Source organism: Roseivirga misakiensis (assembly GCF_001747105.1).
GTDB classification, from domain to species: domain Bacteria; phylum Bacteroidota; class Bacteroidia; order Cytophagales; family Cyclobacteriaceae; genus Roseivirga; species Roseivirga misakiensis.
Genome location: NZ_MDGQ01000001.1, coordinates 1 through 12,917, shown reverse-complemented (window position 1 = coordinate 12,917; position 12,917 = coordinate 1). Strand labels below are relative to the sequence as shown.

The window sequence follows — 12,917 nt, the reverse complement described above, 5'->3', positions numbered from 1 at the left end:
GGGGCGGAAGCGCCATCGGCTACTACTACATAGTAGATGTCTCCTCCTTCATCAATGCTAGCCCCTGCTGTAAAACCTGTAGTGGTGACTGAACTAGCTGAGGGAGCTACGTCGAAGGTTGGGGGATCTGTGTCGGAGGCGACTGCTGTTCCAAAAGTAAAATCGTCGAAACCTTCTATTGGGAAACCTGAAGCATTTAGGGTTATTACCATCTTATCAACACTATCAAAAATAGTATTAGATAGAGTAACTGTTCCCGATAAACCAGTAGTCTGTGTCCCTTCAGAAGAACCATCTTTGAAGCCTTCTATACCGGTAATGGTGCCAAAAAAAACTATATGTGTAAAAGACTGAAAATCCAATTCAGTCCCGTCCACTGTCTCTACCGTGACCGTGATTGGATCTGATCCGGAAGTAATGTAAAGCGCAGCACTGCCTCCTGTTCCTGAATCAGCATCTGCTATCCATGTAGAACTCGTTGTAAAACGAAAATTACCTTCAGTGTAAATCGCTCCAAGGTTTGCTCCTTCAACAAAACCAGAAGAATTGAAATCTACAACGGTCGCGGAAGCGCTACTTCCTTCGATGTGACTATAGGGTGTAATCTTAAATGGTATTTTATTTTCAAATGGCTGCTCAACGATGTGTTCCGTTCTGAAGTCGGTCATTTCAAATGACGTTCCAGTGGAATCACCCTCCAATAAGCGAGGTCCAAAATCTACATTATGGTAATGTGCAAAAGAAGAAAATGCCTTTACAGTAAAAAGTAAAAAACAGAGAATGTAGGAAGTGCTTTTCATAAGCACTAATATTTCATTAATAGACTAATTCAGGAGAATAAATTAGGAGACACGTGGTTCAGTGAAGGGGACAAGTAGAGATAGCTTATACATTCATCAAATAAGACCTTAATAAATCTACATTTTCAAAACCCAATTTCTTATATAATCTCGGTATAGATTTTTTAACGCCCTGGTAACTAACCCCCAAAACACTTGAAATATCTTTGTAGGAAAGATTAATCTTTAACAAAATACTTACGTCTAGTTCGTTGCTTGTCAAATCTGGATGCCTTGCTACCAATCTCTGTGTGTAACCTTGGTGTACTTCGTCAAATCTTAGTCTGAACTCATCCCAGCTTAAACTACGCCCCGATCTGCCCACGACAAGTAGAGCAGAACCAGAAAGTTCAGTTTCATTAACCTTGTTCAGTCGTTCTTCGTACTTCTTGACTTTTTCTTCAAACCCAGCGATCATTTCTTTATTCTGAATCAATTGCTCTGTATAAGCTTTGAACTTTATTTCTTTGATCTCGATTTCATGGGCCAAGTGTTTCTCCGTATTCTCAGCTCTCTCTTTTGATAAATCTCTTTCAAGTTTTACCCTTTTCACTCTATTCCTATTAAAAAATAGAAACAAGATTATTGAGAAGAACAAGATTATAAATACGACTAATAGGATTACCTGCCTGGTTTCTAATAGCGCATTTTGATTACCCAAGTTTTTAATCTCTTGTTCATTATCGGCTAACTCTCTTTTTTGAATATCATATTCATATTTTGCCCTAAGCTCGTTTAGTTCTACCTGACTCGACTCATTGAATAACTCATTTTGGATTTCAGAATGGGCTTCAAAGTGTTCAAGCGCTAACTCATAGTTTTGCTTTGCTCTATAAATTCTAGACAGATTATGATTAGCAATAGAAAGTGCTTCTCTGACATTCAATTCTTTGGCAAGACTAAGTGCCTTCAATCCATATTCTAAAGCTTGATCAGTTTTTGCTTGGGTTAATAGAATATGTGCCATTCTATGATACCCTCTCACAATCTCGCGTTTATCGCCAAGTCTCTCAGCCTCTTTGAGACCTTCCAAGTAAAACCTTTTAGCCTCTATCGGTTTAAAAAGTCGTTCATAGGCTAGGCCTAGGTTCGCGAGAGTAACCTGAAACCCGTTATTCCCCTCTTTATCCTTCTGAATCTCATAAGCTTGAAGTAGAACCTCCAAGGCTAGGCCATGATCGCCTTTTGCCAAGTAGGTACCTCCTATATTTTGCAACACTCTCGACATTTGAATTGAATCTTTTAGCTCTTCTCTTATCTCATAAGATTTGTAATAATTCTCTAACGCGGCCTCAAAATCTCCAATATTTCTGTATAGAACTCCCATGCTATTGTAAATTCTATGAAGCCTATTCGTGAGGTTTCTCGATTCGTAAATCTCGAGGGTTATTTGATAATGTTGTAAAGCTGTTGAATACTCCCCAAGCCTGTCATAGACCAGACCAATGTTACGATTGGTGTAAGCCACGGCAATTGTATCGGCTAAGCTTTCCGAATATCTCAATGATTCAAAGTAGGCCTCATTAGCCTTTCTAAAGTCTGACTTGAACCAATAATTTATCCCCAAACCATTGTTAATATCCCGCCTATATTCATCATTATCTAAGTTATCAGCAATCTGAAGGGCCTTGTAGAGATAGTAATCTGCACTATCATATTTACCCGTCCTAGTTTTGATTAATCCGTGAAGCTCATATACTTTAAACAATTCATTCATGAATTTTTTAGAATCTCGAATAAGAACAGTTTCAGAAGAATGGACGAGTTCTCTAGCCGATGAATAAGCTCTTCTGTTATATTTGAGTTTAGCCTCTAATAGGCTGACTTTGGCTTTTTGAAACTCATTCAACTCTATCAAATTCTGATTTGAATATGCTGCATAAAGTGAATCGGCTTTATCGAAAGATATATTTGAATAAATCGTTAATAGACTTTCAAGTTTTTCAATCTTCCTATCACCTTTAGCCATACGATACTCTGACTCTATAAAATCTGTGTCATTTTCTTGAGCCGATAATTCGGAGGCATATGTAAGGCCGACTAAAAAAGCGAATACTCCATATTTCATATGTTGAATTGATTTTAAGTAAACCTTAATATAAGAGACTTTATGGGGACTTATGGAGTCTAGCAAGTAAGACGAGTTTAAGGCCATTAATCCAAATTCATATCGAATTGGATTACTTAGAGAATTAATTTTCATGTCCCCCAAGATGGTGAGGTAGGTTTATTCAAAAGCAAAAACAAAGTGACATCTGGTTCATAAATAGAGACAACTGGATACCACCTAATTGTTTTACTAAATGAATATACATCGAGGCCTGACTTCATTTATGCCTCCAATCGCGTCTAGAAAGAAGTAAATGACTTGAAAGTAGATTAACATAGAGCGAAAAATTCAGTGAAAACAAATCCTCATTCACTCGAACAAAGCTAGCAAACAGTATTTGGAATGAATCTCAGATTTAAATCTTTACCCTAAAACAGTAATAAACTTAGTTTTGGGATGAAGTGTCAACTTCTTTCTTAACCGATGCTTGGCTTTTTTGACACTATCAGGGGTGATGTTGAGTAGCGTAGCTATTTCTTTGGTCGATAGGTTGGCCTTTAAGTAGGTACATAGCCTCAAGTCATAGGCTGTCAGGTGAGGATATCTTTGTTTTATCTGGTTTTGCCAGCTTGATGTGGAACCTTGTAACTCTGAGATCAAATGCTCAACCAGTTGTCTTTCTATTACCGTCATAGCCCTAGGTGGTTGGTACTTGTCTGGTCTTGCTCGTGTTCTTCTGTTGGAATTCATTGCGGTCTACCGCATTGATCTCTCCGTCTAGGTTGAAGTCTGCATTACCGTTGCCTGAGTAACTGTAAACTGCTCCGTTGTTGGTGCGCCATGTGCTCAGGTCTGTGCTGTTGATACTGCCATCTTGATTCACATCTCCTGATGGCATCCCAAACTTGTTGTTGGTTAGGCTTGCTAAGGCGGTCGTTGTCTGGTAGGTGTTCGCTGAGTTGCTCGTGAAGTCTATCGTCAGTGTACCTCCTGAGCCATCTATCGCAGCGGCTGACATGATTGGTAGGTGGTTTCTATGATAGATCACCACATAGTAGTCGGTCCCTGTGTTTCCTGTCAGATTGATCGTTAGGTTGCTCGTACCATTTGTCGCTTTGATCGTCCCATCATTCATCAGAAAGCCTGCTGCTGACCCTTTTCTGGTTGCGTTGGTTGCCGTAGCCGCTGTACCTGCTTCTCTTAGTTCTACCAATACCCAGTCTACTGCACTTGCTGGTATACTCACACTCGTTGTTTGGCTATGGCTATTTACGCCATTGTAGGGTTGTTGGGCTGGTATGCTGCTATTGATGGCTGTGTTTAGGTTGGTACCGTTATAGGCCCCTTCTAGGAATACTGTGGCTGCTATTTGTAGTGAACTTGGAGCTAGGGTAGTCACATCTACTTTAGTGACTGTTGCTTGTATATTTGGGGAGCTTTCATCATCTCTGGCGATAAAGTATACATCATAGGCTGTACCTGCCGTAAGGCCTGTTACTGCTGAGCTAAGGGTGAAAGGGTCTGTTAGGTTAGTGCCACTGCCTGAGGCGATTGGAGAGCCTCCTCCATTGGCCTTGCCAGCAATCACGTTCGCTGGGGTTGGGGCAGTTGCGCCATCGGCTACTACTACATAGTAAATGTCTCCTCCTTCATCGATGCTAGCCCCTGCTGTAAAACCTGTAGTGGTGACTGAACTAGCTGAGGGGGCTACGTCGAAGGTTGGGGGGTCTGTGTCGGAGGCGGCGGCTGTTCCAAAAACAAGATTATCCCATCGTATAACTGTAGTGGCACCCGTAATAATAGTAACAGTTACTTTATCTACATTATCAAAACCAGAAACGCCTGTGAGTGAAAAAGCAGTTAAAGTTGTGGATGTGCTAACAGTAGTAGTAGCAACTGCCGAACTGCTACCATCCCGAAAACCATCAATTCTACAAGAGCCTGAACCACCTAATCGCAAGGATATACTTTCCAAATCAAATTCAGATCCGTCATTGCTCTCAATTGACGCACTGGTAATAGAACCTGAAGTTCTGGCAAATTCCCATAATCCACCAGCAACTCTATACCTTCCTGCATCCGATCCACTGCCAAGGGTAGCTGAAAATGTTAGACCATGACTACCGTCAAAGGTTGATATATCCACGGACCCTGAACCAGTAAAAACCACAACTCCTGGCCAACTGCCTGAATCAAAATTAATTGTCATGTTGCTTGGGCCTTCGGTGGTTAAATTAATCGGCGAAGACGACAGAAAAAAGGGTAAGAGGTAATACAAAAAAAGTTTAGACGTCTTTCGTTTTAACGATTTTTGTTGATCAGCATATTTCAAAGACTTTATCATACCACCCTAACCTAGGAGTATATACTGACGTGTCTAAGCAAGTTTGATCTGTGCCTATGTTTGGTTGAATAACGACTAGCGTTATTTTATATGCGCGTGCGTCTTCAGCGTTTTCATCAAAAGATCCTTTTTTCTTTGGGCCAATGGAATTTCACTTTGATCGGTTAGTAACAACTTCTCTCCGGCATAACGAGAGTAAGATTGTATGAAGTTAATGTTTACCAAATGAGACTTATGGCACCTGAAAAACCCATGTGTATTCAACATGGCATCATATTCCTTGATATTCTTAGAGATAAGTATGGTCTGACCACCTTTAATCATGAATTTTGTGTAGCTGCCCTGTGCTTCTAACCTCACAATTTCATGAATATTAAAAATATGAAAGCCCCCCTTATCTTTTAATACAACCTTGTGCAATCCTTTTTCTTCATTTAAATTATGAAGTAACGCTTGAAGCCTTTCAAAATCGTTATTTCTAGAGACTTCTTCTTTTGCTTTTTGGATTGCCTGAATCAACTCATAAGGATCGATGGGTTTCATAATAAAGTCCAAAGCGCTCATCTTAATTGCCTGTAAGGCATATTTTTGATGCGCCGTGATAAAAATGACAATAAAACCAGTACCACTTAACTCTTTGATTAGGTCAAAGGCTGTACCATGAGGGAACTCTATGTCTAACAAGAGCAAATCTGGATGAACCTTCCTAATGAGCTTGGCGGCCTCTTCGATATTATCAGCATCGCCAACAACTGAAACGTCATGGAAGTTGTCGCTAATTACTTCTTTCAAAAAGAGCGTCGATGAGTGTTCATCTTCGACAATAAATACCTTCATAGTTGTTGAAATGGTAGATGAAATATAACCTGAGTACCTTCATTTAGGCTCTGAACCTCAAAAGCAACTTTCTTTTTCAGGTTATTTCCTAAAACAGAAATTCTCTCTTGAGTAATTAAAGTTGCACGTGACTTGTGTGTTTTCAATTTTGCTTCGGAAACATTGTCTATACCCTCACCATTATCCTTAATGGTCAGGTTGACAATGTCATTGTCCAATGCAAAATGTATAAGTATTTCTGCTTGTTCTGAATTCTTGCCAATACCGTGTTCAATGGCATTCTCTACAAATGGCTGAGCAAACATTGGTGGAATAGCCAATGCTTCAGGGTCTAGACTCTCGTCGTACGTAATTTTATACTTAAAAGGTTTACGCAAATTCTGTAAACTCAGGTAGTCCTCCAGCATTTCAATTTCTTCAGAAAGTAGAATAAAGTCAGTCGTTGAACTTTCTAATGTTTGACGCATGAGTCTAGCAAACTTTGATAAAAACTGGTTCGCACTTTGGGTATCAGTTGAGTAGATATAGCGCTGAATAGCATTAAGTGCATTAAATATAAAATGTGGGTTCAACTGTACTCTTAATAATTTCTCCTTTATCAGTTGATTGTTGTGTAAAAGCGTTCTTCTCTTTTGCTTTGCAAACAAATATATTACTAGTGCCAGTAATACAACTACAGCTGTCGCTATACTCAGCATCATATTGTAATAGGACTTTTCTTTTAATTGCAATTGGGAAATTACCGCTTCTTGTTTGAGCTGCACTAATTCCTGTTCTTGTTTTTCTGTTTCGAAAGCTATAGCACTTCTTGCTAAGGCATTAGTTCTTTCCTCGTCTTTAATTTGCGCCGTAAACAAATTAGATTTTTCCAAATGGTCGTAGGCCTTGCTTACTTCTCCAGTCTTTCTGTAAGCCATAGCGAGCAACTCATAGGTTTCTCCCCAGGTTGCTGGTAGATCTATCTCCTCTGACAAGCGTAAGTTTTCAGATAAAATGTCAATGGCATTTCGGTACCTTTTATTCTCGATGTGATCTTTCCCGAGAAAAATATTGGCAAGGGTGAGGCTTTGATTATTGTTTTTCTTCTTGGCATCAACTTTAGCCTTATTGAAGAATTCATATGCTAATGGTTTATTCCCTCTCTTATAATGTATTCTTCCCAAGACCACGTAGGTTCCTGATAACTGTTTGGAGTTATTATTTTCATAAATTTCAAGTGATTGTTCAGCATATTCAAGGGCTCGATCAAAGTCTTCTAGTACTTCATAAAATGTGGACAAGTTAAAAGCAGCCAGAGCTTCAGATTCTTTTATTCCTGCCTCCACATAACTTTGGAGAACAGGAGTCAAATATTCTATTGCTTTTTCGGGAGAATCGATTTTTTCATAAATCAAGGCAATATTTGTTGAAGCCAGATTAATAACTCGCTCAAAACCAATAGCTTCTGCTTCTTCCATTCCTTTTTTGCTATACAAAAATGCCTTTGGCCAATCAGCCTTGTAATAATAGTCTGACCCAATGTTGACAAACATCAAAGATTGATTTTGAGCATCACCTACTTGCCGGAAGAGATCATAGGCCTTTTGATGGTAGTGAATTGCGGAATCATAATTTCCATTGTTTTGAAAATAAGAACCAAGGTTACCACTCATGTTTCCTGCCATATTCAACACGTTGTTTTCCTCTGCAATTTTTATCCCTTGCATATAGTTGGTATAGGCTTTAGCATTTTGGCCTGTTACATTATAAATAATGCCCTTATTGTTGATAGCTGCTAATTGATTTTCTATATGGTTCGTTCTCTTTCCTTCTTGATAGGCACTGTCATACCAAACTAGTGCATCATTATATTTCCCTTTTACATAATTCGAATGCCCAATAGCAGTATATGAGGCTCCCAGATCACTTACATTTTCATAGCTTTTGGCAAGTTCATTTGACCGTTTTGCATACCAAAATGCAGAGTCGGAATTAATAAAGAGGTAATCCCAAGCTATTTCATAAGACAACTTAAACTGATATTGCACTCGACTTTCAGACTTGAGTAACTGCTTTAAACTGTCAATTCTTTCTTGTTGGGCCAGTATTAAGTTTATTGAGGTGAAAAAAAGAAGTGAAAGAATGATTGACTTTTGAGTGGATATCATAGAAGCAAATTAAGACAATTTAAAAAACTGTCCCCTTATCCTATTATGTGATTTTTGATCCGTTAAGTACCTTCTTTCATTATCGATACCCAATGGATCACTAACGATATACTCTACTTAATTAACGAGAAATGCCCAAGTCTTAATGTTTTGTACATTCTAGAAGTTAACCAGTGCCCTTTCTATCTCCAGGTTCAACCTATTCTGTCAGTAAAAGCGTTTCCCCAATTCACTGTTGGATCTATTGATAGTTTCTTTCTCAAACGATGCTTGGCCTTCTTCACACTGTCGGGGGTGATGTTGAGTAGTGTAGCTATTTCCTTGGTCGATAGGTTGGCCTTTAAGTAGGTACATAGCCTCAAGTCATAGGCTGTCAGGTGAGGATATCTTTGTTTTATCTGGTTTTGCCAGCTTGATGTGGAACCTTGTAACTCTGTGATCAAATGCTCAACCAGTTGTCTTTCTATTACTGTCATAGCCCTAGGTGGTTGGTACTTGTCTGGTCTTACTAGTATTCTTCTGTTGGAAGTCATTGCGGTCGACCGCATTGATCTCTCCATCTAGGTTAAAGTCGGCATTGCCATTGCCTGAATAGCTGTACACTGCTCCGTTGTTGGTGCGCCATGTGCTTAGGTCGGTGCCATCCACAGTTCCACTACCATCTGCGTCTCCTCCTATCATGGCAAACCTACTTGTCCCTCCAGCTATCGATCCATTATTGAAACTGTTCCCTTGAGCTGTGGTAAAGTTGAAGCTATATGTACCTGTGGTGGTCGTGACTGCTACATTAGACATAACAGACAAATGATTTCTATGATGGATCACTATATAGTATCCACTACCATCTACCTGACTCATCGTAAAAGCATTCCCATCTTTATCTACTATGGTTCCGTCATTCTTCAGTATCCCTGCTCTGTTCGTACCTACTTTAGTTGATGCTGCTGTACCTGTGCGTAACTCTACTTCTACCCAGTCTACAGCATTTGTAGGTAAACTCGAGACAGCTGTTTCTTCTAAAACTGCCGAATACACATCATTCGGATCCTTAGGAACTGATCCACTTATGGTGGTGAGCATTGTATTACTAGATTGTAAAGGCCCTTCTAAGAAGACAGTAATATCTAAGGTGGCATTGGTTGCACTTCCTGTAAAGTTGATGACATAACTTCCTTCATCAGCATCGTCATTACCGATGGTCACACTGCCTGTTCCCTGACTTGTAGCGGTAGGTTGGAAGCGAACGGTGAAAGTAGCCGATCCAGCAGCTGAAATTGGATCTGCACTAATTCCCGACTGAATAGAGTAGCCTGTTCCTGAAGGAGTGATAGAGGTAATATCTAAATCTGCATCCCCAGTATTTTCAACAGTGAAAACCACGTCTTTAAAAGCACCTATCTGAACTGAACCAAAGGCATGATTGCCACCCGAGACAATGTCCGTAGTGCTTTGCTTTACATTGATTTCCGGAGCAGAGCTTGAAGCAATTGCCAATTGCAATTTGTCGATAGCATACTGTCCGGAACTAGCTGCACCGGTGATCGTGAAGGAAGTGACACCCGTCCAATTTAAGTTTACGGTATTTCCAGATCCGGCACCATGAGAACTATTAACAGAACTATTACTACCACCTGTAGGCGTAAATGTCAGCGTCTCCGGAAAACCAGTTGGATCTAAGTGTAAAAGACTAGTAATATCAACCGGAACTGAAAAACTGACCGTCATCGAAGTTGTAGGACCGGAAGCAAATGCCACTTCAGTTGTTGACCCTCCCAATCCTCCGGCGTTAATCGCGCTTATGTTACCTCCTGCGGCCGTAAAAGTTATGGTCAGACCGGCCAATTCTGTTGATGTCATAGAAGTCGAACCACTGCCAGAAATTCCACTCGCAAACTCTAAAGTAGTAGTAGACATAGTATTTCTAGGCGCGAAGGAGCGATTTGAACTTATTGATTCCTTCGTAATTTCTTCAGGCCATTTCGTCAATTCTAAGTCACTCCATGAATACGGAGTTTGACTCGCGGTTCTTTTTAAGTGACTCGGAAATTCAATTTCAGTGCGCGCTATCATCGCACCTGTCGAATACGTGGTCGACGTGAAGAGTATAAGGCAAAGAATAAGAATAGTGCTTTTCATGTGCACTAATGTCTAATTCTAGCCAGATTGATTAGAATTAATCACGGGACAAGTCGTTCCAATTGGGGGACAAGATGGGACAAGCTAAATCTTAATCAGATATGCTCTAAGTAAATCTACATTTTCAAAGTCCAACTTCTTATACAATCTTTGGATCGATTTTTTCACTCCCTCATAGCTAACCCCTAATACACTTGATATGTCTTTATAGGAAAGGTTAACTTTCAATAAGACGCTCACGTCTATCTCATTACTCGTTAAATCAGGATGTTTAGAAACTAACCTTTGCGTATATCCTGTATGTACCTCATCAAACCTAAGCCTGAATTCATCCCAACTTAAGCTACTACCTGATCTTCCTTCAACGCGAATGGCCGAACCGGAAAGTTCGTTTTCATTTGCTCTAGAAAGGCGCTCTTTATATTCATCAACCTTATCCTTAAACTCAGCAATCATTTCATTCTTTTGAATTAACTGCTCTGTGTAGGCTTTCAACTTGATCTCTTTAATCTCAATTTCATGAGTTAGATGCCTTTTACCTAACTCGGTATTTTCGGCCCTCTCTTGAGACAAATCCCTCTCTAACCTTACTCGTTTGACACGACTTCTATTATAAATAATTAATAAGGTGATAAGGAAGAGTAGTATAAGAAACACAACCAGTAAGATTACTTGTCTTGTCTCTAACTGCGCATTTTCTTTCCCGAGATCTTCAATTTCTTTCTTGTTATTCTCTAGCTCTTTTTTTTGAAGGTTATACTCATATTTAGCTCTTAAATTATTGAGCTCGTTCTTACTAGACTCATTGTATAATTCCTTTTCAATTTCAACATGCACCTCATAGTGCTCAAGCGCCAATTGAAAACGCTGCATGGCACGGTAAATCGTAAATAAAATATAATTCGTCGTTGATAGCGCTTCTTTGACGTTTAGTTCTTCTGAAAGTTCAAGACTCTGAAGTCCAAATTCTAAAGCCTCACCGTATTTACCTTCCTCTCTCAATAAACCAGCCATTCGATGATAGCCTCTTATAATCTCACGCTTATCCTCGAATTTTTTTGCCACTTCAAGACCCTCCAAATAATACTTCTTTGCTTCAATTGGTTTAAAAAGTCTTTCATAGGCTAAACCAATGTTAGCAAGGGTGATTTGAAGGCCATTATTGCCTTGTCTATCTTTCTGAAATTCATATGCCTGCAAAAGCGCCTTTAGCGCTTTTCCATAGTCTCCCTTGTCTATATTCACAGCTCCTATATTAAGTAATGAGGTCGCCATTCTTAGAGAATCTCCCCACTGCTTAAAAATTTCGAAGGCTCTATTATTATTTTCAAGTGACGCTTCGTAGTCCCCTACTTTTTGGTAAAGTACACCAATGTTGGTATAAATGTTAGGGAGTCTATTTTTGAGTTTCTTGGATTCATAAACTTTTAGGGTCACTTGATAATTTGCCATGGCCTTTGAGTACTCGCCTAGTTTTTCATACATAATTCCGATATACTGATTTATGTAAGCTATCGCGATTGAATCACCAACCAACTTAGAGTAGTCTAATGCATTAAAGTAGGCTTCATTTGCCGCTCGGTAATCTGATTTATACCAATAATTAGTCCCTAAACCAACATATGTCAGCTTTCTATACTCATCACTATCTAGTTTATTTGCTAAAATCAAAGATTTGTTTTGATAATAATCGGCACTATCATATTCTCCCAATTCAGACTTGGCCAAACCTGAAAGGTTGTATATTTCAAAGAGTTCATGCACGTATTTGGCAGAATCTTGGGAAAGCAGTCGCCTTGCATAATAAGTACGATCTAATGTTGTCGCATACTCGTTTCTCCCATATCTAAATCCGGCCTCAATAAGAGCAGTTTTTGCTTTCTGAGTTGGATTCAGTTCCTGTAAATGTTTATTCGTAAAGTCATTAAACAAATAAGTCCCCTGGAAACTTCCTGAATTTCGATAAAGCTGGATTAGCTCTTTCATTAACTTAATTTTAATGTCGAGATCTTCAGTCTGGTCGTACTTGTCCTCTAGATTACCAATATCTGTTTGTTGAGCCACTAGATTAAAGGCAAAAGCTAGTATCAAAAGAGTAATAAGTAGTCTTAGTTTCATGTCCCCGAATTACTCGAATAAATTTCTAAGATAAGGGACTTTTTGGGGACTTTTCGGGACTTGCGAAAAATCAATTCTTGTAAGTAAAAACTTATGAGTTTTGCTTAAGTATTGAAAGCTTCATCAAAACTCTGCCACGGTTGAATATTCATCTTTTTCCTTAATCGATGCTTAGCTTTCTTCACACTATCGGGGGTAATGTTGAGTAGCGTAGCTATTTCCTTGGTCGATAGGTTGGCCTTCAGGTAGGTGCATAGCCGGAGGTCGTAGGCCGTCAGGTTAGGATATCTTTGTTTTATCTGGTTTTGCCAGCTTGATGTGGAACCTTGTAACTCTGAGATCAAATGCTCAACCAGTTGTCTTTCTATTACCGTCATAGCCCTAGGTGGTTGGTACTTGTCTGGTTTTGCCGGTGTTCTTTTGTTGAAAATCGTTGCGGTCTACCG

Annotated in this window: 10 protein-coding genes; all 10 read right to left on the bottom strand. The window is 39.4% G+C overall.

Going from position 1 to position 12,917, the window contains the following annotated elements; translation table 11 throughout:
- On the bottom strand, positions 1–800 hold an 800-nt coding region (locus tag BFP71_RS00040; protein ID WP_141719635.1), incomplete at its 3' end, for a hypothetical protein.
- Between the two features lie 85 nt (positions 801–885).
- Positions 886–2,907, bottom strand: a complete 2,022-nt coding sequence (locus BFP71_RS00035) for a tetratricopeptide repeat protein (RefSeq protein WP_176723283.1) — start codon at positions 2,905–2,907, stop codon at positions 886–888.
- A 405-nt stretch (positions 2,908–3,312) separates the two neighbouring features.
- The gene (locus tag BFP71_RS19205) at positions 3,313–3,582 is read right to left on the bottom strand and encodes a helix-turn-helix transcriptional regulator (RefSeq protein ID WP_141719634.1); all 270 of its coding nucleotides are present in this window, start codon (positions 3,580–3,582) and stop codon (positions 3,313–3,315) included.
- 4 nt (positions 3,583–3,586) lie between these two features.
- Positions 3,587–5,098, bottom strand: a complete 1,512-nt coding sequence (locus BFP71_RS00030) for a dockerin type I domain-containing protein (protein WP_141719633.1) — start codon at positions 5,096–5,098, stop codon at positions 3,587–3,589.
- A gap of 216 nt (positions 5,099–5,314) precedes the next feature.
- A complete protein-coding gene (locus tag BFP71_RS00025; protein WP_069833414.1) occupies positions 5,315–6,070 on the bottom strand; it encodes a LytR/AlgR family response regulator transcription factor in 756 nt (251 codons plus the stop codon).
- Positions 6,067–8,217, bottom strand: coding sequence for a tetratricopeptide repeat-containing sensor histidine kinase (locus BFP71_RS00020; RefSeq protein WP_069833413.1), 2,151 nt, complete (start codon positions 8,215–8,217; stop codon positions 6,067–6,069). Before BFP71_RS00020 ends, BFP71_RS00025 begins: the two co-directional genes overlap by 4 nt.
- Before the next feature lie 194 nt (positions 8,218–8,411).
- Complete coding sequence (locus tag BFP71_RS00015) at positions 8,412–8,693, bottom strand: helix-turn-helix transcriptional regulator (RefSeq protein WP_141719632.1); 282 nt, start codon at positions 8,691–8,693, stop codon at positions 8,412–8,414.
- A 4-nt stretch (positions 8,694–8,697) separates the two neighbouring features.
- Positions 8,698–10,287: a choice-of-anchor D domain-containing protein gene (locus BFP71_RS00010; protein ID WP_069833411.1), complete on the bottom strand. Its 1,590-nt coding sequence runs from the start codon at positions 10,285–10,287 to the stop codon at positions 8,698–8,700.
- Positions 10,288–10,437: 150 nt separating this feature from the next.
- Positions 10,438–12,471: a tetratricopeptide repeat protein gene (locus BFP71_RS00005; RefSeq protein ID WP_069833410.1), complete on the bottom strand. Its 2,034-nt coding sequence runs from the start codon at positions 12,469–12,471 to the stop codon at positions 10,438–10,440.
- 104 nt (positions 12,472–12,575) lie between these two features.
- Positions 12,576–12,848, bottom strand: a complete 273-nt coding sequence (locus BFP71_RS19200) for a helix-turn-helix transcriptional regulator (protein ID WP_141719631.1) — start codon at positions 12,846–12,848, stop codon at positions 12,576–12,578.
- Positions 12,849–12,917: the final 69 nt, after the last annotated feature.

Excerpts from the sequence above, each read along its gene's own strand:
- BFP71_RS00035 (WP_176723283.1), bottom strand. The coding sequence starts at position 2,907 with ATGAAATATGGAGTATTCGCTTTTTTAGTCGGCCTTACATATGCCTCC.
- BFP71_RS19205 (WP_141719634.1), bottom strand. The coding sequence starts at position 3,582 with ATGACGGTAATAGAAAGACAACTGGTTGAGCATTTGATCTCAGAGTTA.
- BFP71_RS00030 (WP_141719633.1), bottom strand. The coding sequence starts at position 5,098 with ATGACAATTAATTTTGATTCAGGCAGTTGGCCAGGAGTTGTGGTTTTT.
- BFP71_RS00025 (WP_069833414.1), bottom strand. The coding sequence starts at position 6,070 with ATGAAGGTATTTATTGTCGAAGATGAACACTCATCGACGCTCTTTTTG.
- BFP71_RS00020 (WP_069833413.1), bottom strand. The coding sequence starts at position 8,217 with ATGATATCCACTCAAAAGTCAATCATTCTTTCACTTCTTTTTTTCACC.
- BFP71_RS00015 (WP_141719632.1), bottom strand. The coding sequence starts at position 8,693 with ATGACAGTAATAGAAAGACAACTGGTTGAGCATTTGATCACAGAGTTA.
- BFP71_RS00010 (WP_069833411.1), bottom strand. The coding sequence starts at position 10,287 with ATGATAGCGCGCACTGAAATTGAATTTCCGAGTCACTTAAAAAGAACC.
- BFP71_RS00005 (WP_069833410.1), bottom strand. The coding sequence starts at position 12,471 with ATGAAACTAAGACTACTTATTACTCTTTTGATACTAGCTTTTGCCTTT.
- BFP71_RS19200 (WP_141719631.1), bottom strand. The coding sequence starts at position 12,848 with ATGACGGTAATAGAAAGACAACTGGTTGAGCATTTGATCTCAGAGTTA.